Source organism: Burkholderia cepacia, assembly GCF_001718835.1.
GTDB lineage: Bacteria > Pseudomonadota > Gammaproteobacteria > Burkholderiales > Burkholderiaceae > Burkholderia > Burkholderia cepacia_F.
The window spans coordinates 3,405,095-3,429,441 of sequence record NZ_CP013443.1 but is presented as its reverse complement, the minus strand read 5'-3'; the positions used below and the strand labels follow the sequence as shown (position 1 = coordinate 3,429,441).

Sequence of the window (24,347 nt, the reverse complement as noted above, 5' to 3'; positions counted from 1 at the left end):
AGAACAGGGGTGGGACCATCATGAACACCATGCTTTATCCGGAACTTTACAGGTCGCTCGAAGCTGTCCGCTGGGACATGGAGAAGGACATTCCGTGGGACAAGTTCGACGCTTCGCTGCTCACCGACGAGCAGGCGAAGACGATCAAGATGAACGCGATCACCGAATGGTCGGCGCTGCCCGCGACGGAAATGTTCCTGCGCGACAACCAGCACGACAGCGACTTTTCCGCGTTCATGAGCGTGTGGTTCTTCGAGGAACAGAAGCATTCGCTCGTGCTGATGGAATACCTGCGCCGCTTCAAGCCGGAAATGGTGCCGACCGAAGAGGAACTGCACGCGGTGCGCTTCCAGTTCGACCCGGCGCCGCCGCTCGAGACGCTGATGCTGCACTTCTGCGGCGAGATCCGCCTGAACCACTGGTACCGCTGCGCGGCCGACTGGCACACCGAGCCGGTCATCAAGCAGATCTACGAAACGATCTCGCGCGATGAAGCGCGCCATGGCGGCGCCTACCTGCGCTACATGAAGAAGGCGCTGAACGACTGCGGCGACGTCGCGCGCGCGGCGTTCGCGAAGATCGGCGTGCTGATGGCGTCGGCGCGCCGCACCGAGAAGCCGCTGCACCCGACCAACCTGCACGTGAACCAGGCGCTGTTCCCGCGCGACACCGTGCAGTCGCGCCTGCCCGATCCGGAATGGCTCGAGCGCTGGCTCGACGAGCAGATCCGGTTCGACGGCGAGTGGGAAAAGAAGGTCGTCGAGCGGATCCTGCACAACCTGTCGATCCTGTTCGAGCGCACGTTCGCGACCGCGCAGGAGCTGAACCGCTACCGCAAGGAAGTCACCGGCCGCCTGCAGGCCGAAAGCGGCCAGTCGGCTGCCCAGCCGGCCTGACGACGAGACGCGCGCCCGGCGAGGGCGCGCGCGACATGAAGCCCGCCCGGCGCGGCGGGCTTTTTCTTGGGCATGCGCGTCGCGCAAGCCGTTTTCTTCCGCCAGACACCATCATGCCTGCCATTTTCGAACGCAAGCTGATCACCCGTGAAGCCCTCGTCGCGCTGCGCGCGTCGCTGCCGTCGCCCGTCGTGTTCACCAACGGCGTATTCGACATCCTGCACCGCGGCCACGTCACGTATCTCGCCGATGCGAAAGCGCTCGGCGCGTGCCTGATCGTCGGCGTGAACAGCGATGCGTCGGTGCGCATGCTCGGCAAGGGCGACGACCGGCCGATCAACCGCGAGGAAGACCGCGCGGCACTGCTTGCGGCGCTGGAAAGCGTCGACTGGGTCGTGACGTTCGGGGAAAAGACGCCGGTGTCGCTGATCGAGGCCGTGCGTCCGGACATCCTCGTGAAGGGCGGCGACTACGACATGGACGCGCTGCCGGAATCGGCGCTCGTGCGCGGCTGGGGCGGCCGTGCGCTGGCGATTCCGTTCGAGCACGACCGCTCGACCACCGCGTTGCTGAAGAAGGTGCGCGCGCAGCAGCCGTAAATCCGCGCCGCCGCGCGCGGCGTCAGGGCGCGGACGCCGCGAGCGGCTCCGCCGGCTCCGCCGGTGCCGCGATCGGGCCGCCCGTGAGCGCCTGATCGGCAGCGTGCGCGAGCGGCGTCACGCGCAGCGCATCGGGCCGCACCTGCCGCGACAGCACGCCGGGTTCGCGCGGGCCGGCCGACGGCAGCGGCCCGAACACGCCGCGCGCCACCACGAACGCGAGCATGTTGGCGAGAAAGAGAACAGCGATCAGCCAGCGCAGCATCGTCGAAACTCCTTGTCGTCATTCAGTCAGGCCAGCCGCGGGGCTGGTCATTCGGTTCGCGCGGTCCGTCGGCGCAGCTAACGGCGCGTGCGTGCCGTTTCAACCATTCGCAACCGTTTCCGCCGCAATCAGCGCGAGCCCGGACAGGATCAGCCCATCGTGCCGCGTATGCGGCACCGTCAGCGCACGCGCGACGTCGTCCGCCGCGCCGCCGGCCAGCACGAGCCGCACCGGCGCTTGCCAGGCGGCGTTCAGGTCGCGCCATGCGCGTTCGATCAGTCCGGCCTGCGCGTACAGGCAGCCGGCCGACAGCGAGCGCGGCGTGTCGACCTGGAACGGATCGGCCTGCGCACCCGCGAGCAGTCCGCTCGCGATATCGGTGGTCAGCGTCGGCAACTGCGCGGTGTGCGTGCCGAGCGCGCGCATCATCAGCGCCCAGCCCGGTGCGATCAGCCCGCCGGTGAAGCGGCCGTCCGCGCGCAGCGCCTCGAGCGTCGTCGCGGTGCCGAACGTCGCGATCAGCAGGTGCTCGCCCGGAAACGCCGCGTGCGCACCGATCAGGCCGGCCCAGCGGTCGCTGCCGAGCTGTTCGGGCGTCGTATAGCCGTTCGTCACGCCGCCTTGCGTGTGACGCGCGCGTATCGTCGTGCGCGGCAGGCCCGGCCAGCGTGCGTCGAGCAGCGCGTCGAGCCGGGCGGCCACGTCGGCGCCCGCGACGTTCGAGATCCACGCGCCGCGCGGACGCGGCAGGTGCGACCAGTCGGGATCGGCGCCGCCGTCGCGCGCGTGGCCGAACGCGCCCGTCTCGACGAGCGTGCGCCGCGCATCGGCGAGCGCCCACTTGATCCGGCTGTTGCCGGCGTCGATCAGCAGGTGCGGCTCGTTCATTGCGCTTCGCGCAGCGACACGTCGCCGGCCGCGATCGCCTGGATGCCGTCCGGCGTGTCGAGCAGCAACTGGCCGGTCGCGTCGATGCCCGTCGCGATGCCGCGCGCGCGTTCGACGCCCTGTTCGAGCAGGACGACTTCGCGCCCCGCATACGCGTGCAACGCATGCCAGCGCGGCACGAACGGCGCGAGCCCTTCGGCGCCGAACTGCGCGAGCGCGGGCGTGAGCGCGTTCAGCGACGCGGCGAGCGTATCGGTGAGGTTGGCCGATGCGCACGCGATCGACAGCGCGGCCGGCGGCAGCCCGCTCGCGAGCGTCGCTTCGCGCGCGCGCAGCGCGTCGACCTGCGCGGCGACGGCTTCCGCGCCGCGTACGTTGATGCCGAAGCCGATCACGACGGCGGTCGCGTCGGCGCTGGCCCAGGCGGTTTCGATCAGGATCCCGGCGAGCTTGCCGACGATGCGCGGCGTGCCGTCGTCGGTGGCCGTCAGCAGCAGGTCGTTCGGCCATTTGAGCGCGACGCGCGAGCGGGCGTCGAGCGGCAGCGTGGCCAGCCCTTCCGCAAGCGCGACGCCGATCGCGATGCTGAGGCCGCCGAGCGCGTCGACGGGGCGCGGCACGATGCAGCCGACGGAGCACAGCAGCGCGTTGCCGGGCTGCGCGAACCACGGGCGGCCCTGCCGGCCACGGCCGGCCGTCTGCTCGAACGCCACGCGCACGAGCGGCGCGGGCAGCGCGTTCGCGTGGCGCGGCAGCGCCTTGAGCCGGGTGGCGACGTCGGCGTTGGTCGAGCCGGTGGCGGCGACGATGTCGAGCGGCCACGCGCGCGGCGCGGCGTCCAGGTGCGCCTCGAGCCGGTTGCGCGCGATGTGCGCGTCGCCGGAATCGGGCGTGTCGGAGGAGGTGGGGGCGTTCATGGTGGCTATTGTAGCGACAGGGGGAAGAGGCGGTGCTCGGGAGACGCGCGGTGCGAGGCCACTCGTTGCGGCGTCTCGACGGAGCGGCGGGCGGCGTGCCGCGCGGCCGCCGGCGCTTTCTTCAGGAGAACGACGAGGCGTCGCGCGAGTGGCGCCCGTCATCTTGATCTTCCCGACCGGCGAGACTACGTTCGATATATCCGCTTTGGCGGCATGCGCGGCGAGTGCCAACCGGTTCTCGTCGTTGCCGCATCGAGGGGAATGGCGATGAGCAAGCTTCATTCATGTTCGAGCCTGTCCAGCCTGTTCGAGCGCTTCCACCGCAAGACGACCCGGATCTCCGACGCCATCGGGCCGCCGATGACGCGTGCCTGTCACCGGCTGTCGGAATCGATCGCGTCCGCATGGTCGGCGGTGCGTTCGGGTACGTCGCATACGCACCGGCATTGACGCGGCGGCGGACGTTTTCAAGGAGATCGCGATGCAACTCCACATGCATTCGCACCATTACGTGCGCCGCATTCCGGTGTGGCGTGCCGCCGTGATCGGCGGGTGCGTGGCCGGCGCGGTTTTCCTCGTCATCCAGGTCGTCGCGGCGGCGATCATCGGACACGACGCGTGGGCGCCGCTGCGCATGATCGCGGCCATCTACTTCGGCGACGACGCGCTTGCGCCGTCGGCCACGGTCGAAGTGGGAATCCTGCTGGCGGCGCTGGGCGTGCACTTCGCGTTGTCGATCGTGTTTGCGCTGATCCTGGCCGTGATCATCGCGTGTTTCAGCCTGGATTCGAGCGTCGGGATGGCCAGCGTGACGGGAGCCGTATTCGGCGTGCTGCTGTACGTCGTCAATTACTACGGGATGACGCAATTGTTCCCGTGGTTCGCCGACGCGCGTGGCTGGGTGAGCGCACTCGACCACATCGTCTTCGGGCTGATCGTGTCCGATGCGTACATGCGTCTGGAGCGACCCGCGCAGAGTAGCGCCGCCTGACGGGATGTCACGGCGGCGCCTGGCCGGCTCAATGCTTTTCCATCTGCTCCAGCGCCTTGATGTCTTCCTCGGACGTCATTTCGCACGCGAGCAGCGTTTTACCCTTCAGTGCCGGGCCCTGGCGGGCCGACACGAGGATCAGCGCGCCGCCCGGGCCGCGCACGGTCAGGCGGCGCGAATAGCCTGCCGACGACGCGCCCAGCAAATGCCCCTTTTCAGGCGCGAGCTTGTAGCGTTGCGCGAGCTGGCCGGCGACTTCGCCGTCCACGAGCACGCCGATCCCGGTGCTGGTGAACACGACGTGCTGCGTCGTGAAGCCGTCCCGGTGGATCGGCGCCGGCAGACGGAAGACCGCGGCGCCCAGCATCGATTCGTCCGGCTTCGGATCGGTGGCCTTGACGGTGTTGTAGATCGAGTCCATCAGGTCCGACGTGAACGGCGGATTGCAGATCGCGGCGTTGAAGATGTCGGGTTGGGCGGGCGGCGCGGCGAGCGCGACGAACGGGGCGGCGACGACGGCGCCGAGGGCGGCGCGACGCCCGGACAGGCGAAGGGACATAGGATGCAGTTCTCTCAGGTTTTATTGTGAGGCTGCATGTTAATGCATTGCCGCGCGCATGCCCGCGTCTCGCGACCGATCCCGGTTCCAGGCGATCGATGCGCGAGGCGCCGGGTCATGCGTGTCAGGCGACCGCTGCGCTTCCGATGCGCCCTTACGGCGCGACGACCGGATGCTTCAGCGCATGCGCGGTTTCGATCCACTGCGCGTGGAATTCGTCCGCGTCGGGCTTGAGCCCGAGCTCGCCGTTGCGATAGGCCATCGCGAGCGTCTGCACGGCTTCCGGCAACTCGTGCTCGGCGGCCCGGCGATACAGCGCGAGTGCGCGTGTGTCGTCGCGCGGCACGCCGCTGCCGTCGCGGTACGCGTTTGCGAGCATGAAGTCCGCGGCCGGGATGTCCGCGCGCGACGCGACCTCGAACCAGTGCGCGGCCTGCACGGGATCGGTGGCGACGCCGTAACCGCTGCGATAGATCAGCCCGAGGTAATACGCGGCGGCCGGGTCGCCCTGCGCGGCCGCTTCGCCGAGCAGCGTGCGGGCGCGTGCATAGTCCTTCGGCATGTCGCTGCTGCCGAGCAGCAACGCCTTGCCGAGCGCGAGCTGCGCGCGGCGCGCAGCCGGTGCCTGCGTCGCGCCGCTCGCTTGCGCGGCCGTTTCCAGCCAGCCGCGCCCCTCGTCGCGCAGCCCCGGTTCGCGTGCGTCGACGAGCGCGATGCCGAGCGCCGCCTGTGCATCGGCGGAACCGGCGCGCGCGAGGTCGCGCAGCTGCGCGAGCGCGTGCGGCTCGGTGGCCTGCGTGACCATCGCCTGCCACTCGTCGAGCTGCGCGGCGCTCGGCGCGGGGCCGGCGCCGAGCCAGCCGCTCGCCGCGACTGCGGCGGCGGCGATTGCCGCCACCGCCGCGAGCAGCGCGGCCGGCGGGAGTTTCGCGCGCAGCACGCGCCGCGCGGCCGGCGCAAAGCCCGCCTCGGCGGGCCGCATGGTGCGGATCGGTTGCATCGCGTATTTCATCGTGGACTTCATTGGGTCAGGTCGATCTCGTAGGTGGCGAGGTTCTTGCCTGAGCCGTCGTCGGCCGCGACCTGCGTGATGCCGGTCAGGCCGGCCGCCGCCGCGTCGCCGAGACGGTTCGGCGCGGATGCGAACTGCACGTGCGCGACCGAGCTCGCGAGCTTCGTGAAGCGCCAGCTGCGCTGCGCGCCGTCCGCCGCGCGTGTGATCGCGCCGCGCTTCTTGATGAACGAGATCAGCACGTCGCGGTTCGCATCGGGCGACGCAAAGATCGTCTTGCTGCCGTCGAGGCCCGGGAAGTTGCCGCCGCCGCTCGCGCGGTAGTTGTTGGTCGCGACGATGAACTGCGCGTTCGGGTCGATCGGCGCGCCCTTGTACGTCAGGTTCCTGATCCGGCTGCCGACCGGCTGCGTGACGTCGATTTCATACGCGAGATCGGCCGACGTGAACATGTCGAAGTTGTAGCCGGGGAAGGTGCTGACGAGCGGCTGCACGGTCGCCTTGGTCGGGTCGATCCGGTTGAAGCGCTTGGCGGCGGTTTCGAGCCAGTTCTTCACGTCGGCGCCGCTCACCTTCACCGCATACACGGTGTTCGGATACAGGTACAGGTCGGCCGCGTTGTTGATCGCGAGCGCGCCCGGGGCGACGTCGGTGTAGTCGGTGCCGCCGCCGAAGCCGCTCTTGAACGGCGCGCTGACCGACAGCACCGGCAGCGACGCGTATTGCGGCAGGTTCGCCTGCACGTAGGTCTTCACGTAGTCGGCCTGCGCCTCGTTGACGATCTGGATCGCGCCCGGATCGCCGACATCCGCGAAGTACGAGTTCATCCGGTAGTCGGTCGAGCCGATCGGCGTCTTCACGTAGTCGATCGTCGCCTGGTGCTCGGCCGCGATCGCGGCGGACACCGACGGATCGGCCGCCACGTAGCTCTTGTCGGCGTTCTGGATCGGCCGCGCCTCGACGGTCGTCTGCGACTTGTCGACGCTCCACGTCTTGCCGTCGAACTTCAGGCCGAGCTTGATCACGCCGAGGTGCTTGCCCCAGTAGTTGGCCATCACGGTCGGCACGCCGTTGACGGTGCCCTTGACCTTGTCGACACCCGGCAGGTTGAACTGCGACACGGTGCTGTTCGCGTCCGGGAACACCTGGTGCGAGTGGCCGATCAGCATCGCGTCGATGCCGGTCACCTTCGACAGCCACCAGCTGCCGTTTTCCATCGTCGGCGAATACGCGGAATTGTCGAGGCCGCCGTGCGAGATCGCGACGACGAGATCGGCGCCCTTCGCGCGCATCTCCGGAATGTACTTCTCGGCTGCTTCCTTCAGGCCGGTCGTGTAGACCTTGCCGTCGAGCCAGCGCTTGTCCCAGTTCATGATCGCGGGCGGCGTGAAGCCGATGATGCCGATCTTCACGGGCGCGCTGACCGTCTTGCCGTCCGGCGTCGTCGCGGTCACGGTGCGGGTCAGGATCGTGTACGGCGTGAACAGCGGCGCGTTGGTCTTCGCGCTGATCACGTTCGCGAGCACCTGCGGGAAGTTCGGGCCCGCGCACTTCTTCTGCTGGGCCGGCGCCGGCAGGCCGTCGACCTCGAACGTGTTGCCGGTCACCTGCGACAGGTACGGCAGCCCGTAGTTGAATTCGTGGTTGCCGATCCCGCCGCCGTCGAATTTCGCGGCGTTCATCACCTTGTAGATCGCGAGCGTCTGGTCGCAGCCGACCGGCTTCACGAGCGCCTGGTAGTCGGACAGCGCGGTGCCCTGGATCGTGTCGCCGTTGTCGAGCAGCAGCGTGTTCGGGTACTGCTTGCGCGCCTGCGCGATCAGCGTCGACACGCGTTCGAAACCGAGCGAATTGTCGGCGGCGAGCTTGAAATAGTCGTACGACAGCACGTTGGTGTGCAGGTCGGTCGTCTCGAGCAGGGCGAGCGTGGCCGTCGTGCCGACGGGCGCCTGCGACGACGGCGGGGCGGTCACGTCGTTGCCGTTGCACGCGGCGAGAAAGGCGAGGCTGGCGAGCGCGGCGGCTGCCGGCGCGCGATGGCGGAGAAGCGAGGGGAGACGCATCGGTTGTCCTGTTCGGTGTTCTGTTGTCGTGGGTCGCACGGAAAGCGGCGCGTGTGGCGCGCCGACGGCCGGTCGTGCGAAGCGTGAGAGTATCGAAAGGAAACGTGACGGAAGAATGAAAGGGCCGCATCGGCTGGTGAAATGGGGGCGGCCGGCTGTGGGCGATGCACTGCGGGCGTCCGGGGCGGGCGGCGCCCCGGACGGCAAGCCGCCCGCAGCTGGCCGCGCGCAGCTGGCCGCCCGCCCCCGGCGGAAATCCTCGCGTCGCGGGAGCGGACGGTTCGTTACAATGGCCGGTGTCATTCATTTGCAAACAACCTGCCTTGGACTTCGAGACTCCTCCCGGCCTGTCGGTCGACGCCGGCGGCCAGGGCCAGACGGTGCGCCTGACCGGCCAGTGGACCGCGCTCGCGCTTGCACGCAATCGCGGCGTCGTCGCGCGCCGGGTCGCGGGGCTCGCGAAAGGCCGCGTGAGCGAATGGGATCTGTCCGGCATCGAGCGGCTCGACCACGTCGGCGGCCAGGCGCTGTGGCGCGTGTGGGGCCGCAAGCTGCCGGCCGGCGTCGCGCTGAGCGCCACGCAGCGCACGATCTTCGAGCGCATCGAGCGGCTCGACAGCGAGCGCGAGGCGCCCGAGCGCGTCGTGCGCGTCGATCCCGTCACGCGGCTCGGCCAGGCGATCTTCCGGTTCGGCGAGCACCTGCAGGGCGGCATCGCGCTGTTCGGCCTCGTGATCCTCGATGCGCTGTCGGTGTTGCGCCGTCCGCAGACGATGCCGTGGAAGGAGACCTCCGCGAACATCTACAGCGCGGGCGCCCAGGCGCTGCCGATCACCGCGCTCGTCGCGTTCCTGATCGGCATCGTGCTCAGCTACCTGTCCGCGCAGCAGCTGCAGATGTTCGGCGCGAACCGCTACATCGTGAACATCCTCGGGCTGTCGGTGATCCGCGAGCTCGGCCCGGTGCTGTCGGCCATCCTCGTCGCGGGCCGCTCCGGCTCGGCGATCACCGCGCAGATCGGCGTGATGCGCGTGACCGAGGAGCTCGATGCGATGCGCGTGATGGGCATCCCGCACGGGCTGCGGCTGATCCTGCCGCGCGTGCTCGCGCTCGGCGTCGCGATGCCGCTGCTCGTGATGTGGACCAACATCATCGCGCTGACGGGCGGCGCGCTCGCCGCAAAGCTGGTGCTCGGGATCGACGTCAACTATTTCGTGCGCTCGCTGCCGGGTGTCGTGCCGATCGCGAACCTGTACATCGGGGTCGGCAAGGGCGTCGTGTTCGGCATGCTGATCGCGCTGGTCGCCTGCCATTTCGGCTTCCGGATCAAGGCGAACTCGCAGAGTCTCGGCGAAGGCACGACCACGTCGGTCGTGACGTCGATCACGGTCGTGATCCTCGCCGACGCGGTGTTCGCGATCCTGTTCCAGAACGTGGGGCTCGGATGAACGCATCGAACGAAACGACCGCGCACGCCGCGGCCATCGGTGCCGGGTCGGTCGGCGAGCGGCCGGCCGCGGCGGCCGGTCCCGGCGACCTCGTGATCGAGGTGCGCAACCTGACCAAGCGCTACGGGCGCAACATCATTCACCAGAAGCTCGACTTCGACGTGCGGCGCGGCGAGATCGTGTCGATCGTCGGCGGCTCGGGCTCCGGCAAGACCACGCTCGTGCGGCAGATCCTCGGCCTCGAGCGGCCGACGTCGGGCACGATCAAGGTATTCGGCGAGGATACGGCGACGATCGACGACGCGAGCGCGCGGATGATGCGCACGCGTTCCGGGATGCTGTTCCAGCAGGGCGCGCTGTTCTCGTCGATGACGGTGTTCGACAACGTCGCGCAGCCGCTGCGCGAGCTCGGCCGCGTGCCGCCGGACCTGCTGCACGACATCGTGATGCTCAAGCTCGAGATGGTCGGGCTGCCGTGCAAGCACGCGTCGAAGATGCCGGCCGCGCTGTCGGGCGGGATGGTCAAGCGGGTCGGCATCGCGCGCGCGATCGCGCTCGAGCCCGAGCTGCTGTTCCTCGACGAGCCGACGGCCGGACTCGATCCGCAGGCGTCCGACGAATTCGTCGAGCTGATCGCGACGCTCCACCGCACGCTCGGGCTGACCGTCGTGATGGTGACGCACGATCTCGACACGATGGTCGCGCTGTCGACGCGCGTCGCGGTGCTGGCCGACCGCAAGGTGCTGGTCGCCGCGCCGGTGGAGGAGGCCGCGAACGTCGACCATCCGTTCATCCACGAATATTTCCTGGGGCTGCGCGGGCGCCGCGCATTGCAGGCGCTGCCGCCCGAGCGGCGCGCGAAGCTGCCGAAGGCGGCCCTCGAACCGGCGCTGTCGAGCGTCGAGCTGTAGGCACGAAGGAATCCGCGAATGGAAAACAAATCACATGCGTTCTGGGCCGGCCTGTTCACGATCGCGCTGACGCTCGCGATCGCGGGCACCGTGTTCTGGTTCAATGTCGACCGCACCGTGCGCGTGCCGTACGACCTGCTCGCGCGCACCAACGTGACGGGGCTGTTCCCGGACGCGGCCGTGCGCTTTCGCGGCCTCGACGTCGGCAAGGTGCAGTCGATCGGCTTCGACCGTGCGCACCCCGGCCAGATCCGGATCCGGATCCTCGTCGACCACGACGCGCCGATCACGCAGTCGACCTACGGCAGCCTCGGCTTCCAGGGCGTGACGGGGATCGCGTTCGTGCAGCTCGAGGACACGGGCCGCGACCTGGCGCCGCTGCCGTCGTCGCCGAAGGCGATCGCGCAGATCCCGATGCGGCCGAGCCTGTTCGACCAGATCCAGGAGCGCGGCGACGTGCTGCTGCGGCAGCTCGAGCTGGCCGCGAAAAGCGCGAACGCGCTGATGTCGCCGGAGATGCGCGAGCAGTTGCGCGCGACCGCCGAAAGCCTGCAGCACGCGGCCGACGGCGCGACGACGCTGTCGAAGCAGCTCGCGCCGGCGGTGGCCGCGCTGCCGGAGACGATGCACCAGGTCGACCGCGCGATGGCGTCGGCGAATACGCTGCTGCAGCCGAACGGCGCGCTCGTGTCGAACCTGAACAAGGCCGGCACGGCCGCCGAGCAGGTCGGCGTCGCGCTGAACGATCTCAACGCGCGCGTGCAGTACGACACGCTGCCGCGTTTCAATGCGCTGGCCGGCAGCGTCGGCGATGCGTCGCGGCAATTGAAGGACGTGGCCGGTGAACTTGGCCGCAACCCGCGCAGTCTGTTGTTCGGCTCGCCCGGCGCGGCGCCGGGGCCCGGCGAAGCGGGCTTCGTCTGGCCGGGCGCGACGGCCGGGCAGTGACACCCATCGAAACCGGAAACATCATGCAGGAACACGCCATGCCACGAATCCTTGACCGCGCGCTGCGTCCGGCCGCGGCCGCGCTTGCCGTGCTGACGCTGTCGCTCGCGGCCGGCTGCGCCGGCAACAGCGCGGCGCTGTCGAATGTCCGCTACGACCTCGGGCCGGCCACGTCGGTCGTGACCGCGGGCACGGGGCCCGCGCTGAAGGTGCTCGACGTCGCCGCGCCCGACGCGCTCGACTCCGACAAATTCGCGTACCGCCTCGCGTACGTGGACGCGCAGCACGTGGCCGTCTATCGCGACAGCCGCTGGACGGCGCCGCCCGCACAACTGCTCACGCAGCGGCTGCGCGGCGCGCTGTCGTCGCGCGGCACGGTGCTCGAAGGGGCCGACGGCGTGCGCGCGCCGACCCTCAAGGTCGACCTGAACGAATTCGAGCAGGTGTTCGACGGCCAGTCGCAGAGCCACGGCGCCGTCACCGCGCGCGCGACGCTGACGCTCGACGGCAAGGTGCTCGGCCAGCGCACGTTCGTCGCGCGAGCGCCGTCGAGCACGCCCGACGCGGCCGGCGGCGCCCGCGCGCTCGCGGCGGCGAGCGACGAGCTCGTGTCGCAGATCGCCGCATGGGTCGGCATGCAGGCGTACGCGGGCACGCCGTGACGCGTGCCGCGCAGCCGCGATGAGCGCGACCGGCACGCCTCGCGCATCGCCGCTCGCGCGGCAGGCCTTTGCCGCTTACGCGGCACTCGTCGTCTATGCGTCGCTGTATCCGTTCGCAGGCTGGATGTCGCTCGGCATCGGGCCGTTCGACTACCTGTTCGCACCGATGCAGCGCTACGTGACCGCATTCGACGTCGTCACGAACGTGCTCGGCTACCTGCCGTTCGGCGCGCTCGGCGTGCTCGCGCTGCACCCGCGCTGGCGCGGCGTGGCCGCGACGCTGATCGCGGCCGGGCTCGGCGTGCTGCTGTCGGGCGCGATGGAAGCGCTGCAAACCTACCTGCCGACGCGCGTCGCGTCGAATCTCGATCTCGCGGCCAACGCGCTCGGCGCGCTGCTGGGGGCCGCGCTCGTCGCGCCCGCCACCGGTGCGCTGCTCGATCGCGGCGCGCTGCGCCGGCTGCGCTTCGCGTGGTTCGAGGACGACGGTGCGACGCCGCTGCTGCTCGCCGGGCTGTGGCCGTTCGCGATCCTGTTCCCTTCGCCGTTCCTGTTCGGCATCGGCGACTGGCCGGCCGCGCTGTGGGAGCGTGCCGACGCGTCGATGCAGGACGCGCTGCTCGCGTGGCTGCCGGCCGCGTGGCGCGTGTCGGCATGGCCCGAGCGCGTCGACGGCTGGCTGTCCGACTCCGCGTGGGAGGCCGCGCTCGGCGGGCTGATGCTGTTCGCCGCGCTGGCGATCGCGTCGCTCGCGATGCGGCCGCGCGCACCGCGCATCCGGCTGCTGGTCGCGCTCGTCGCCGCGACGCTCGTGCTGAAGGCGGCCGCGACCTTCATGCAGTCGGCCACCGGCCTCGTCGTCGTATGGGCGACGCCCGGCGCGCGGCTCGGGATCGAGCTCGGCTTCGCGGCCGCGCTCGTCGCGCTGCACGTGCCCGACGCGTGGCGGGCCGCGCTCGCCGCCGCCGCGCTCGTCGCGGGCGTCGCGCTCGTGAACCTGCTGCCCGTCAACCCGTTCTTCGACTTCACGCTGTCGGGCTGGCGGCAGGGCCGCTACGTGCACTTCAACAGCCTCGCACGCTGGCTCGCGTGGATCTGGCCTTACGCGGCGCTGATCTGGCTCGGCCAGCGCGTCGAGCACGCATGGCTGCCGGCCGCCCAGCCCGGACGGCCGCGCCGGTGACGGGCAGCGGGGCGGGCAGCCGCGCGCGCCGCTCGCTATAATCGTCCGCACCATTCACCCGCCACTTCCGACCCGGCCTCGCGCCGGGCCGCTCGCCACCATCATGGATTCCTACTACCAGCACCACGTCTTCTTCTGCCTGAACCAGCGCGAACCGGGCGCCGAACGCCCGAGCTGCGCGCAATGCGACGCGCAGACCATGCAGGAATACGCGAAAAAGCGCGTGAAGGAACTCGGCCTCGCCGGGCCCGGCAAGGTTCGCATCAACAAGGCCGGTTGCCTCGACCGCTGCGAGGAAGGGCCGGTGATGGTCGTGTATCCGGAAGGCACGTGGTACACGTACGTCGACCAGGCCGACATCGACGAGATCGTCGAATCGCACCTGCGCGACGGCAAGGTCGTCGACCGCCTGAAGATCTGAGCGGGCCGGCCGAATGAACGTTCATACGCAGAAATCGCTGATCGCGGGCCCGGTCGGGCAGATCGAAATCGCGGTCGACCTCCCCGATGCCGTGCGCGAAGGCGGCGCCGCGCCGCGCGGCATCGCGCTCGTCGCGCATCCGCATCCGCTGTTCGGCGGCACGATGGACAACAAGGTCGCGCAAACGCTCGCGCGTACGCTGGTGCAGTTGAACTACGTCGTGTTCCGGTCGAACTTCCGCGGCGTCGGCGCGACCGAGGGCGTGCACGACAACGGCATCGGCGAGGCCGACGACCTGCTCGCGGTGCTCGCGCACATGCGCGCGCAGCCCGCGTATGCGGACCTGCCGCTCGTGCTCGCGGGCTTCTCGTTCGGCACCTTCGTGCTGTCGCACGTCGCGAAGCGGCTGCGCGACGCGGGCGAGACGATCGAGCGGATGGTGTTCGTCGGCACGGCAGCGAGCCGCTGGCAGGTGGCCGACGTGCCCGAGAACACGCTCGTGATCCACGGTGAAACCGACGACACGGTGCCGATCGCGTCGGTGTACGACTGGGCACGGCCGCAGGAACTGCCGGTCGTCGTGATCCCCGGCGCCGAGCATTTCCTGCATCGCAAGCTGCACGTGCTCAAGCGCGTCGTGATCGACGCGTGGCGCTAGAGCGGCGCCAGAGCGCGCTCCGCCGCCGGGCGGCGCGGCGCGTTTCGCCCCTTTTTTTCGGCGCGCTTGCATGCCGCCTGCGCGCATCTTTCGTCTTCCTTCGATAGTGGTCCTGCACATTCGCGTCGCGCCAACCTCGCGTCGCCGATCTGTGCCTGCGCGGCGCCGTATTCACGAAAATGCCCATCGCGGCCACGTATAATGGCCGGATTCCGCGTCGCCCGCGGCCCGGCTGGGCCCATGCGGCGCTCGTTTCGCCGCCTGTCCGCCCGCTCGCGACGGCCGCGAACCGAACGCGTCCGCACGAGTCCAACCGGCGCGTTTCGCGTCGCCCGACGATCTCGGGCGAGTGCCCGAAACGCCCGCCGCCTTGCCGTTCAACCCTGCGCGTTTCGCACCGCACTTTCTGCCATCAGCCTGAATCGATCATGCGTCTGTCTTCCCAAGGCCTCAAGTCCCTCGCTTCCTCCATCGCCTTCGGCACCGCCGCGCGCAACGTCGCGCTCGGCGTGATGCTGCCTGTCGCGCTCGCGTCGACGATCGTCGTCGCCGAGGCGAAGCCGGCCGCCAAGGCCAAGGCCGCGCATGCGGCGCCGGCCGCCGAGCAGTTCACCGGCGCGCCCGCGACCTACATGCCGGGCGCGGTGCCGCCGCCGGGCGTGAATGCGCGGTCGTGGGTGCTCGTCGATGCGACCAGCAACACGGTGCTCGCGTCGGGCAATGCCGATGAACGCGTCGAGCCCGCATCGCTGACGAAGCTGATGACGGCGTACCTCGTGTTCGAGGCGCTCGACAAGAAGAAGATCTCGATGGAGCAGATCGTCACGCCGAGCGAGGCCGTGCGCCGCGTCGGCCGCGACGAGTCGCGCATGTTCATCGAGGCGAACAAGCCGGTGTCGGTGCACGACCTCGTGTACGGGATGATCATCCAGTCGGGCAACGACGCCGCGATCGCGCTGGCCGAACTGGTCGGCGGCAGCGAAGGGCAGTTCGTCACGATGATGAACGACGAGGCGGCGCGCCTCGGCATGAAGGGCACGCACTTCGCCGACGTGAACGGCATGCCCGACCCGAACCACTACACGACGGCCGGCGACCTCGCGAAGCTGTCCGCCCACCTGATCCGCGATTTTCCGCAGTACTACAGCATCTTCTCGGAGAAGGAATTCAAGTACAACAACATCCGCCAGGGCAACCGCAACCGTCTGCTGTGGCTCGACCCGACGGTCGACGGCCTGAAGACGGGCCATACGCAGGCGGCCGGCTACTGCCTGATCGCGTCGGCGAAGCGCGCGATCCCGGGTGTGGACGGCCAGCGCCGCCTGGTGTCGGTGATGATGGGCGAGCAGAAGGAAAGCGAGCGCACGCAGGACAGCATGAAGATGCTGAACTACGGCTACAGCGCGTTCGATTCGGTGCGCCTGTTCAAGGGCGGCCAGGCGATGTCGACGCCGCGCATCTACAAGGGCAAGGAAAATACCGTGCAGGTGGGCGTGAAGGGCGACCAGTGGGCGACCGTGCCGCGCGGCCTCGGCGACAAGGTCAAGACGGAAGTCGACGTCAACGCGCCGCTGATCGCGCCGCTCGCGGAAGGCCAGCAGGTCGGCACCGTGAAGATCGTCGCCGACGGCAAGACGCTGTCCGAATTCCCGGTCGTCGCACTGCAGGCCGTGCCGGAAGCGGGTATCTTCGGGCGTATCTGGGACTCGATCCTGCTGATGTTCAGCAAGAAGAAGTAAGCACGACGGGCCTTTGTTTTCACGACTTCATCCCCATCTGTCATTGCCATGAGCCAAGCCGAATTCGAACCGATCGTCTACCTCAGCGTGTCGTCGCAGGAGGAAATGGTGCCGCTGTCGGAAGCCCGCGTACCGGTGCTCGACCGCGGGTTCATCTTCGGCGACGGCGTGTATGAAGTTGTCCCCGTTTATGCGCACGGCGGCGCGCACGTGCCGTTCCGGATCGAGCAGCATCTGGCGCGGCTCGAGCGCAGCCTGAAGAAGATCGGCATCGCGAGCCCGCACGACGACGCGGGCTGGCGCGCGCTGATCGAGCGCGTCGTCGCGGCGAATGCCGAAGGGCTCGGCGACGGCAACGCGCTCGTCTACCTGCAGGTGACGCGCGGCGTCGCGAAACGCGGCCACGCGTTCCCGGCGAACGCGGTGCCGACGGTGTTCGCGATGACGAGCCCGCTGCGCCTGCCGTCCGCCGACGAACGCGCGCAGGGCGTGCGCTGCGTGACGGCCGAGGACCGCCGCTGGCTGCATTGCGACATCAAGTCGATCTCGCTGCTCGGCAACGTGCTGATGGCACAGCATGCGGCCGAACGCGATGCGTTCGAGACGCTGCAGCTGCGCGACGGCAACCTGACGGAAGGTTCGTCGTCGAACGTGTGGATCGTGAAGAACGGCGAGCTGCTCGCGCCGCCGCGCAGCAACAAGATCCTCGAGGGGATCCGCTACGCGCTGATCGAGGAGTTGGCCGACGAATGCAAGATCCCGTTCGTCGCGCGCGAGATCAGCGAAGTGGAAATGCGCGCGGCCGACGAGATCATGATCACGTCGGCCACGAAGGAAATCCTGCCCGTCACGTCGCTCGACGATCTGCCCGTCCATGGCGGCAAGCCGGGCCCCGTATTCGCGGCGTTGTACGACGCGTACCAGCGTGCGAAGGCACGCGAGTTTGAACAGTTTGACCTAACCCGGAGAAAATGATGAGCGAACCGACCAAAACCATCGAGGTGACCGGCGCGATCGATACCCGGAAGGAGTCGCTGCTGGAGTTTCCGTGCGATTTCCCGATCAAGATCATGGGCAAGGCGCACCCCGAGTTCAAGGACACGATCTTCAAGGTCGTGGCTGTTCACGACAACGAGATCGACGTCGAGAAGATCGAGGAGCGTGCGTCGAGCGGCGGCAATTACACGGGCCTCACGATCACCGTGCGGGCGACGAGCCAGGAACAGCTCGACAACATCTACCGCGCACTGACCGGCCATCCAATGGTCAAGGTCGTACTTTAAGCGCCTTCCATCCTCCTTCCTGCGCGCACTCGGCGGGGGGCTTCCCCGCCGCGCGCCGCGCGTCCAGCTCGTCGCACAGCCGCTTGTATTCGGCGACTTCCTCGAACAGCCAGGTCCTGAACGCCTGCACGCGCGGCGTGTTCAGCAGCGGCGGCGGACACACGAAAAAATAGTGCCACGGGCTCGGCCCGTCGATGTCGAACAGGCGCACGATGCGCCCGTCGAGCAGGTCGTGCACCGCCAGCGAGCGGCGCACGAGCGCGATGCCCTGGCCGTCGATCGCGGCCAGCAGCAGGTTCGACGAATCCTGGTACAGAATCCCCCGCTTCGGCTCGGTCAAAGTCTTGAGTCCGGCCGCGTCGAACCACGGCCGCCACAGCTCGTCGTCCGAGCGCAGCAGGTTGTAGTGCACGAGATCGGCGGGCGTTTGCGGCAGCTGGCCGCCGTTCAGCGTCGGCGCGCACGCCGGAAAGAACACTTCGTCGAACAGCGGCTCGACATGCAGCCCCGGATAGCTGCCGTGACCGAAACGGATCGCGAGATCGACGTCGTCGCGCGCGAAATCGGTGAGCGAGTTGGTCGACTGCAGCTCGACGTCGATTTCCGGGTGCCGTTCGATGAACGAGCCGATGCGCGGCGTGATGAAGCGCGCGGCAAACGACGACAGCATCGACACCACGAGCCGCCGGTCGCGGTCGCTCGCGCGCACGTCGCGCGTCGCGTCGGCGATGACCATCAGCGCGGTGCGGATCTGCTGCGCGTAGCGCATGCCGGCGTCGGTCAGGCACAGCCGCTTGCCGTTGCGCGTGAACAGCTGCACGCCGAGCTCCTCCTCGAGCGCGCGCACCTGGTGGCTGACCGCGCCGTGCGTGACGTACAGCTCGTCGGCGGCGCGCGAGAAATTCTCGTGACGGGCGGCGGCTTCGAACGCGCGAATCGCGTTCAGCGCAGGCAGCTGGCGGAGGTCCATTTGCTAATTTTCCTCACATCGACGTGAAAATTGGTCGCTTTGTCGGACGCCTTGAAGTGACTACGATTGTAGCCATCGAAGCACTTATGGCGGAGTCGATCATGCAAGAAATTTCTTCAAGCATCACGTTCGAAATCCCGGTGGGCGAAACCGTGCCGTTGAAGGTGCAACGCAGCACGCGGCTGGTGGTGCAGTGCGGGCCGGTGTGGGCGACGCGCAGCAACGACGTCGACGATTACTTCCTGGTCGACGGCGAGACGCTGAAGCTGCGCCGCGGCGAGCGGCTGTGGCTCAGCGCGGAAGGCCGGGAGGGCGCGCGCGTGGCGTTCTCGGTGTCGCGGCCGCCGAAGGAGGTCGCGCTGACGGGGCTCGCCCGGCTGCGCGAGCGCGTCGCGGCGCTGTTGCAGAGCGGGTGGCGCACCGTCTGACGCCGTTCTGACCAGACGGATGCCGTCGATCCGTCCCTTTCGATAGCCGGCGAGACCCTTGGGTTTTCGGTAAACTACCGCCCATGTCCGTTTCGCCGGTTTCCATCGTGTCCACGCCTGTCGCCGCACCTGATTCGCCCGCAGCCCAACCGGCCCCACCGGTCACCGTGCGGTGGCGGGGCGTCGAGACCTACGAGACGAGCTTCGACGCGATGCGCGCGTTCACCGACACGCGCACGGCCGACACCGGCGACGAGATCTGGCTGGTCGAGCATCCGCCCGTCTACACGCTCGGCCAGGCCGGCGACCCGGCCCACCTGCTGGTGGCCGACAGCGGCGTGCCGCTCGTGAAGGTCGACCGCGGCGGGCAAATCACTTATCACGGCCCCGGCCAGATCGTCGCCTACCTGCTGCTGGACCTGCGCCGGCGCAAGCTGATGGTGCGCACGCTCGTGACGAAGATCGAGGAGGCCGTGATCGAAACCCTCGCGGCGTATAATCTCGCTTCGGTCCGCAAGGCGGGCGCGCCCGGGATCTACGTGGCGTCCGGCGTGCACGAGGGCGCGAAAATCGCGGCCCTCGGCCTGAAGATCCGCAACGGCTGCAGCTATCACGGGCTGAGCCTGAACGTGAAGATGGATCTGCGCCCGTTTCTTGCGATCAACCCGTGCGGCTATGCCGGACTGGAAACTGTCGACATGGCGAGCCTCGAGGTTGCCGCCGACTGGAACGACGTCGCCCACACGCTGGTGGGCCGTCTGATCGCCAACCTCGACGGCGCATCCGCGGCCGCCGACAAGCCGCAGGCACTGGAACAACATTCGAATGACTGACGTTACCGCTTCCCCCGCACCGGCCGATCCGGCCGCGACCCCTGCCTACGATCCGACCGCCAAGCAGAAGGCGCAGGCGAAGACGGCGCGCATCCCGATCAAGGTCATTCCGATCGAAAAGCTGAAGAAGCCCGAGTGGATCCGCGTGAAGGCGGCTACCGGCAGCTCGCGCTTCAACGAGATCAAGACGATCCTGCGCGAGCACAACCTGCATACGGTGTGCGAGGAAGCGAGCTGCCCGAACATCGGCGAATGCTTCGGCAAGGGCACCGCGACGTTCATGATCATGGGCGACAAGTGCACGCGCCGCTGCCCGTTCTGCGACGTCGGCCACGGCCGTCCCGATCCGCTCGACGCGGATGAACCGAAGAACCTCGCGCGCACGATCGCCGCGCTGAAGCTCAAGTACGTGGTGATCACGAGCGTCGACCGCGACGACCTGCGCGACGGCGGCGCTGCCCACTTCGTCGAGTGCATCCGCGAAACGCGCGCGCAGTCGCCGGACACGCGCATCGAGATCCTGACGCCGGATTTCCGCGGCCGTCTCGACCGCGCGATCTCGATCCTGAACGCTGCGCCGCCGGACGTGATGAACCACAACCTCGAAACGGTGCCGCGCCTGTACAAGGAAGCGCGCCCGGGTTCGGACTACGCGCACTCGCTGAAGCTCCTGAAGGACTTCAAGGCGCTGCATCCGGGCGTCGCGACGAAGTCGGGCCTGATGGTCGGCCTCGGCGAGACCGAAGAGGAAATCCTGCAGGTGATGCGCGACCTGCGCGCGCACGACGTCGACATGCTGACGATCGGCCAGTACCTGCAGCCGTCGGAACACCACCTGCCGGTGCGTGCGTACGTGCATCCCGATACGTTCAAGATGTACGAGGAAGAGGCGTACAAGATGGGCTTCACGCACGCGGCCGTCGGCGCGATGGTGCGCTCGAGCTATCACGCCGACCTGCAGGCGCATGGGGCAGGGGTGGTCTGAGCGTTCCCGACGCCTGATCCCGCAAAAGAACCCGCTCTGCGGGTTTTTTTGCGCTCTCTTTTCGTTGCTTCGATCGGATCGCGATTACCGATCCGGTCGGCTTGCCACGACTCCGCCGTCGTTTTCGCGTTCGTCGTAGCAAAGTGCCGCGATCTGCCATCGCTCGTCTTGCACGAGCCATAGCTCCACAAAATTAATAGCGCTCACGATTGTCCCGTCACACCGCATCGAACCGGATCCGCGGATCGATGCCCATTGCCGGCTTTCGGCGAATTCCGTCATTTCGCCGTGCGCTTGCCAACTGAAATGGCGTCCGGTTCGTTCCGGCGAGTGCCGTTGCAGATGCGCTAATTGCTGGGATTTAGTGAGTATCCGGGTTCCCCGCTTCACGAAAAAGTGGGGCGACTCGACGAAGGCCAATTGATCGACGTCGCCGTTGAGATAGGCGTCGATCCATACCGCTCGCATCTGGCAAAGACTGTATCGAGGTTCCATAGGCTCGCCATCCGGTTTCCGACTGGTTTTCATGGTGCGAATGCACCGCGACTCGGTGCTCGATCCGAGACACTAGCGCTTACATCCGCGGTTCGATATGGGACCGGTATGAAAATTGTCGGGCCGAACACCGGCGAACTGCGATCGCGCATCCCGCGCACCGATCGCTGCTCGATCGTCGATCGCATTCAATAAAGCGTGAAAAGCAAAGCTGAAACAGCATCGATAGCTTCGCAGGATAAGTTCGCTCCCCCCGCGCGCAAAGCTCCTATAGTCGGCTCTCCGCATGCAACACCTGCATTCCCAAGGAGAGCCGCATGTCCCGTTTCAGCTTCATCCGCCGCGCCGTCGTCGCGCTGACCGCGCTGACCGCGCTCGCCGCCTTTGCCGCGCTGGGCGCGGCGCACGCCGAATCGCGCGAAGTCGTGATCGCGTACCAGGACATGGTCGTGCCGTGGCGCTATGCGCAGGCGAGCGGTGAAGTCGAAAAGGCGACCGGTTACAAGGTCACGTTCCGCAAGCTCGACAGCGGCGCCGACGTGATCCGCGCGCTCGCGTCGGGTTCCGTGCAGCTCGGCGAAGCCGGCTCGAGCCCGATCGCGGCCGGGCTGTCGCAGGGGCTCGACATCTCGCTGTTCTGGGTGCTCGACAACATCAACGACGCCGAGGCGCTCGTCGCGCGCAACGGTTCGGGCGTCACGAGCGTCGCCGCGCTGAAGGGTAAGAAGATCGGCGTGCCGTTCGTGTCGACGTCGCATTTCCATACGCTCGTCGCGCTGCAGGCCGCGGGCGTCAATCCGAACGACGTGAAGATCGTCAACCTCCGCCCGCCCGAAGTCGCGGCGGCGTGGGCGCGCGGCGACATCGACGCGACCTACATCTGGGATCCGGTGCTCGCGAAGGTCAAGCAGTCGGGCACCGTGCTCACGACGTCGGGCCGGGTTGCGAAGGAAAGCGGCAAGGCGACCTTCGACGGCTTCGTCGTGAGCCGCAAGTTCGCGCGCGAGAACCCCGAGTTCGTCACGCGCTTCGTGAAGGTGCTCGCGGCCGCCGATGCCGACTATCGCGCGCACGCTGCCGCGTGGAAGGTCGGCTCGCCGCAGGTCGCGGCGGTCGCGAAGGTGTCGGGCGCGAACGCGCAGGACGTGCCGGCCAGCCTCGCGCTCTACGCGTTCCCGACGCCGGCCGAGCAGGCGTCGCCGACGTGGCTCGGCGGCGGTGCGCAGTCGGGCGCCGCGAAATCGCTCGCGGCCACGGCCACGTTCCTCAAATCGCAGGGCACGATCCAGACGGTGCTCGCCGACTACTCGGCCGGCGTCGATCCGCAGTTCGTGCAGAAGGCCGCGCGCTGAGCGCGGCCACTCAGCCCACCCGTCGCGGAGTCCCGAACATGAGCACGCTGGAAGTCCGTCAGGTATCGGTCGCCTATCCGGGCGAGCGCGGGCGTCCGACGACGCAGGCGCTCGCGCAGGTCGACCTGCGCATCGACGCCGGCGAATTCGTCGTCGCGCTCGGCGCGTCCGGCTGCGGGAAGACGACGCTGCTGAACTGCATGGCCGGCTTCGTCGCGCCGACGACGGGTGACGTGCGCGTCGACGGCGTCCCGGTCACGGGCCCCGGCGCCGATCGCGGTGTCGTGTTCCAGAAATACGCGCTGCTGCCGTGGCTCGACGTGCTCGACAACGTCGCGCTCGGGCTGCGCTTCGCACGCGTGTCGAAGGCCGAACGCGAAGCGCGGGCGCGGGAGATGCTCGCGCTCGTCGGGCTCGACAAGCACGCGCATGCGCGCGTGTACGAGCTGTCGGGCGGGATGCAGCAGCGCGTCGGCATCGCACGCGCGCTCGCGAGCGACCCGCGCGTGCTGCTGATGGACGAGCCGATGGGCGCGCTCGACGCGATGACGCGCGGCACGATGCAGGCGCTCGTGCTCGACGTGTGGGCACGCACCGGCAAGACGGTGTTCTTCATTACGCACGATGTCGAGGAGGCGCTGTTTCTCGCGACGCGTCTCGTCGTGATGACGCCCGGCCCCGGCCGGATCGCGGAAACCTTCGAACTGCCGTTCGCGCGCCGCTACGTCGAATCGCGCGATGCGCGCGCGGTGAAGTCGTCACCGGATTTCATCGCATGGCGCGAACGGCTGATCGCGTACCTGCATCGCGACGAGGCCGCCGAGGCGGCGGCGTGATGCACGAGCTCGCGCGACAGGGCGCGTCGGTCGGACGCGGTCGGATCAGCACTTTGCACAGGCAGGACAGCATGAGCACGCAGGATTCTTGGGCGGCCGATCGCACGGCCGCGGGTTTCGAGCAGGGCGAGCGCACGCGGGCTCGCGCGGCGGCGCGTCGTGCGCCTTCGTCGCGCCGTTACCGGTTGCCGGGGCAGGGGAAGACGGCCGGGCTGAGCGCGGCGACGGTCGCGGCGCTGGCGCTGCTGTGGTGGGTCGCCACCCATCGTCAGTGGCTGCCGCCGCTGTTCCTGCCCGCACCGGAAGCCGTGTGGACGGCATTCGTCGATGCGTGGCACGGCCGCATCCAGGGCGGCCTGCCGTTGTCCGAGCACCTGCTGTGGAGTGCCGCGCGCGTGTTCGGCGCGTTCCTGCTCGCGACCGCGATCGGCGTGCCGGCCGGCATCCTGATGGGCGTGAGCCGCGTCGCGCGCGGCGTGCTCGATCCGCTGCTGGAGTTCTACCGGCCGCTGCCGCCGCTCGCGTACCTGCCGCTCGTCGTGATCTGGTTCGGCATCGACGAAACGGCGAAGCTCGTCGTGATCTTCCTCGCGTGCTTCGCGCCGATCGCGATGGCGGCGCGCGCCGGCGTGCGCGCGGCGACGGTCGAGCAGATCAACGCCGCGTATTCGCTCGGCGGCAGCTTCGCGCAGATCGTGCGCCACGTGGTGCTGCCGGCCGCGCTGCCGGAGATCCTCACGGGGCTGCGGATCGCGATCGGCTTCGGCTGGACGACGCTCGTCGCGGCCGAGATGGTCGCCGCGACGGCCGGGCTCGGGCAGATGGTGCTCAACGCATCGAGCTTCCTGCGCACCGACATCGTCGTGATGGGCATCCTGATCATCGGCGCGATCGCGTGGCTGTTCGATCTCGCGATGCGGTGGGTCGAGCGGCGGATCGTGCCGTGGAAGGGGCGGGGCTGACGTCACGCAGGCAGCACGGGCGACGCGCACTCGCGCCGCCTCT

28 protein-coding genes are annotated in these 24,347 nt (G+C 68.7%); 20 read left to right on the top strand and 8 right to left on the bottom strand.

Going from position 1 to position 24,347, the window contains the following annotated elements; genetic code table 11:
- The first annotated feature begins 20 nt into the window (after window positions 1–20).
- Window positions 21–896: a ferritin gene (locus WT26_RS19045; protein WP_069273527.1), complete on the top strand. Its 876-nt coding sequence runs from the start codon at window positions 21–23 to the stop codon at window positions 894–896.
- 113 nt (window positions 897–1,009) lie between these two features.
- Window positions 1,010–1,495 carry a D-glycero-beta-D-manno-heptose 1-phosphate adenylyltransferase gene (rfaE2, locus tag WT26_RS19040; RefSeq protein ID WP_069273526.1) on the top strand — a complete coding sequence of 162 codons (486 nt, stop codon included), beginning with the start codon at window positions 1,010–1,012 and terminating at the stop codon, window positions 1,493–1,495.
- A 22-nt stretch (window positions 1,496–1,517) separates the two neighbouring features.
- Here the strand turns inward: rfaE2 and WT26_RS19035 are convergent, their stop codons facing one another.
- The 3 genes from WT26_RS19035 to WT26_RS19025 form a co-directional block, all read right to left on the bottom strand.
- Window positions 1,518–1,760, bottom strand: coding sequence for a hypothetical protein (locus WT26_RS19035; protein WP_069273525.1), 243 nt, complete (start codon window positions 1,758–1,760; stop codon window positions 1,518–1,520).
- A gap of 99 nt (window positions 1,761–1,859) precedes the next feature.
- Window positions 1,860–2,648, bottom strand: coding sequence for a type III pantothenate kinase (locus WT26_RS19030; RefSeq protein WP_069273524.1), 789 nt, complete (start codon window positions 2,646–2,648; stop codon window positions 1,860–1,862).
- On the bottom strand, window positions 2,645–3,565 hold the full coding sequence (locus WT26_RS19025; RefSeq protein ID WP_048023870.1) for a biotin--[acetyl-CoA-carboxylase] ligase: 921 nt from the start codon (window positions 3,563–3,565) through the stop codon (window positions 2,645–2,647). Before WT26_RS19025 ends, WT26_RS19030 begins: the two co-directional genes overlap by 4 nt.
- Window positions 3,566–3,832: 267 nt before the next feature.
- On the opposite strand from WT26_RS19025, the gene WT26_RS19020 reads away from it, so the two are divergent.
- On the top strand, window positions 3,833–4,015 hold the full coding sequence (locus tag WT26_RS19020; RefSeq protein ID WP_059551709.1) for a hypothetical protein: 183 nt from the start codon (window positions 3,833–3,835) through the stop codon (window positions 4,013–4,015).
- A gap of 31 nt (window positions 4,016–4,046) precedes the next feature.
- Window positions 4,047–4,556, top strand: a complete 510-nt coding sequence (locus WT26_RS19015; RefSeq protein ID WP_059637174.1) for a hypothetical protein — start codon at window positions 4,047–4,049, stop codon at window positions 4,554–4,556.
- 28 nt (window positions 4,557–4,584) lie between these two features.
- Here WT26_RS19015 and WT26_RS19010 read toward each other — a convergent pair whose 3' ends face one another.
- From WT26_RS19010 to WT26_RS19000, 3 genes are all read right to left on the bottom strand, one after another.
- Entirely contained in the window at window positions 4,585–5,115 is a 531-nt protein-coding gene (locus WT26_RS19010; RefSeq protein WP_069273523.1) for a hypothetical protein, read from the bottom strand.
- Between the two features lie 154 nt (window positions 5,116–5,269).
- The gene (locus WT26_RS19005) at window positions 5,270–6,115 is read right to left on the bottom strand and encodes a tetratricopeptide repeat protein (RefSeq protein ID WP_069273808.1); all 846 of its coding nucleotides are present in this window, start codon (window positions 6,113–6,115) and stop codon (window positions 5,270–5,272) included.
- 20 nt (window positions 6,116–6,135) lie between these two features.
- Window positions 6,136–8,190, bottom strand: coding sequence for a bifunctional 2',3'-cyclic-nucleotide 2'-phosphodiesterase/3'-nucleotidase (locus WT26_RS19000; RefSeq protein ID WP_069273522.1), 2,055 nt, complete (start codon window positions 8,188–8,190; stop codon window positions 6,136–6,138).
- Between the two features lie 323 nt (window positions 8,191–8,513).
- Here WT26_RS19000 and WT26_RS18995 point away from each other — a divergent pair, with 323 nt between their 5' ends.
- The 10 genes from WT26_RS18995 (at window position 8,514) to WT26_RS18950 (ending at window position 17,443) form a co-directional block, all read left to right on the top strand.
- Window positions 8,514–9,638, top strand: coding sequence for an MlaE family ABC transporter permease (locus tag WT26_RS18995; protein WP_069273521.1), 1,125 nt, complete (start codon window positions 8,514–8,516; stop codon window positions 9,636–9,638).
- Complete coding sequence (locus WT26_RS18990) at window positions 9,635–10,549, top strand: ABC transporter ATP-binding protein (RefSeq protein ID WP_059528530.1); 915 nt, start codon at window positions 9,635–9,637, stop codon at window positions 10,547–10,549. The genes WT26_RS18995 and WT26_RS18990 overlap by 4 nt, the downstream gene beginning before the upstream one ends.
- 18 nt (window positions 10,550–10,567) lie before the next feature.
- Window positions 10,568–11,497 carry an MlaD family protein gene (locus WT26_RS18985; RefSeq protein WP_059528527.1) on the top strand — a complete coding sequence of 310 codons (930 nt, stop codon included), beginning with the start codon at window positions 10,568–10,570 and terminating at the stop codon, window positions 11,495–11,497.
- Window positions 11,498–11,520: 23 nt separating this feature from the next.
- Window positions 11,521–12,159: an ABC-type transport auxiliary lipoprotein family protein gene (locus WT26_RS18980; protein ID WP_414137888.1), complete on the top strand. Its 639-nt coding sequence runs from the start codon at window positions 11,521–11,523 to the stop codon at window positions 12,157–12,159.
- A gap of 19 nt (window positions 12,160–12,178) precedes the next feature.
- A complete protein-coding gene (locus tag WT26_RS18975; RefSeq protein ID WP_069273520.1) occupies window positions 12,179–13,342 on the top strand; it encodes a VanZ family protein in 1,164 nt (387 codons plus the stop codon).
- 103 nt (window positions 13,343–13,445) lie between these two features.
- The gene (locus WT26_RS18970) at window positions 13,446–13,763 is read left to right on the top strand and encodes a (2Fe-2S) ferredoxin domain-containing protein (protein WP_011694422.1); all 318 of its coding nucleotides are present in this window, start codon (window positions 13,446–13,448) and stop codon (window positions 13,761–13,763) included.
- A 13-nt stretch (window positions 13,764–13,776) separates the two neighbouring features.
- Window positions 13,777–14,421 carry an alpha/beta hydrolase gene (locus WT26_RS18965; protein ID WP_069273519.1) on the top strand — a complete coding sequence of 215 codons (645 nt, stop codon included), beginning with the start codon at window positions 13,777–13,779 and terminating at the stop codon, window positions 14,419–14,421.
- 428 nt (window positions 14,422–14,849) lie between these two features.
- A complete protein-coding gene (locus WT26_RS18960; protein ID WP_059528518.1) occupies window positions 14,850–16,160 on the top strand; it encodes a D-alanyl-D-alanine carboxypeptidase family protein in 1,311 nt (436 codons plus the stop codon).
- 48 nt (window positions 16,161–16,208) lie between these two features.
- Window positions 16,209–17,135, top strand: coding sequence for a D-amino acid aminotransferase (locus WT26_RS18955; protein ID WP_059528515.1), 927 nt, complete (start codon window positions 16,209–16,211; stop codon window positions 17,133–17,135).
- Window positions 17,135–17,443: a YbeD family protein gene (locus WT26_RS18950; RefSeq protein ID WP_011353335.1), complete on the top strand. Its 309-nt coding sequence runs from the start codon at window positions 17,135–17,137 to the stop codon at window positions 17,441–17,443. Before WT26_RS18955 ends, WT26_RS18950 begins: the two co-directional genes overlap by 1 nt.
- Here WT26_RS18950 and WT26_RS18945 read toward each other — a convergent pair.
- Window positions 17,427–18,413, bottom strand: a complete 987-nt coding sequence (locus tag WT26_RS18945) for a transcriptional regulator GcvA (RefSeq protein WP_069273518.1) — start codon at window positions 18,411–18,413, stop codon at window positions 17,427–17,429. The two genes, WT26_RS18950 and WT26_RS18945, sit on opposite strands and share 17 nt — an antisense overlap.
- A gap of 101 nt (window positions 18,414–18,514) precedes the next feature.
- Between WT26_RS18945 and WT26_RS18940 the strand changes: the two genes are divergently transcribed.
- The 3 genes from WT26_RS18940 (at window position 18,515) to lipA (ending at window position 20,659) form a co-directional block, all read left to right on the top strand.
- Window positions 18,515–18,841, top strand: a complete 327-nt coding sequence (locus WT26_RS18940) for a DUF2917 domain-containing protein (protein WP_069273807.1) — start codon at window positions 18,515–18,517, stop codon at window positions 18,839–18,841.
- 83 nt (window positions 18,842–18,924) lie between these two features.
- Entirely contained in the window at window positions 18,925–19,674 is a 750-nt protein-coding gene (gene lipB / locus WT26_RS18935) for a lipoyl(octanoyl) transferase LipB (protein ID WP_069273517.1), read from the top strand.
- Window positions 19,667–20,659, top strand: a complete 993-nt coding sequence (gene lipA, locus WT26_RS18930) for a lipoyl synthase (RefSeq protein WP_069273516.1) — start codon at window positions 19,667–19,669, stop codon at window positions 20,657–20,659. The genes lipB and lipA overlap by 8 nt, the downstream gene beginning before the upstream one ends.
- 84 nt (window positions 20,660–20,743) lie before the next feature.
- Here lipA and WT26_RS18925 read toward each other — a convergent pair whose 3' ends face one another.
- Window positions 20,744–21,154: a hypothetical protein gene (locus WT26_RS18925; RefSeq protein ID WP_069270736.1), complete on the bottom strand. Its 411-nt coding sequence runs from the start codon at window positions 21,152–21,154 to the stop codon at window positions 20,744–20,746.
- 317 nt (window positions 21,155–21,471) lie between these two features.
- Between WT26_RS18925 and tauA the strand changes: the two genes are divergently transcribed.
- Genes tauA through WT26_RS18910 form a run of 3 tightly spaced genes read left to right on the top strand, consistent with a single transcriptional unit; the run spans window position 21,472 to window position 24,304 of the window.
- Window positions 21,472–22,506: a taurine ABC transporter substrate-binding protein gene (tauA, locus tag WT26_RS18920; protein ID WP_069273515.1), complete on the top strand. Its 1,035-nt coding sequence runs from the start codon at window positions 21,472–21,474 to the stop codon at window positions 22,504–22,506.
- 38 nt (window positions 22,507–22,544) lie between these two features.
- Window positions 22,545–23,342, top strand: coding sequence for a taurine ABC transporter ATP-binding protein (locus WT26_RS18915; RefSeq protein ID WP_059663386.1), 798 nt, complete (start codon window positions 22,545–22,547; stop codon window positions 23,340–23,342).
- Entirely contained in the window at window positions 23,342–24,304 is a 963-nt protein-coding gene (locus tag WT26_RS18910; RefSeq protein ID WP_059663383.1) for an ABC transporter permease subunit, read from the top strand. The genes WT26_RS18915 and WT26_RS18910 overlap by 1 nt, the downstream gene beginning before the upstream one ends.
- Window positions 24,305–24,347: the final 43 nt, after the last annotated feature.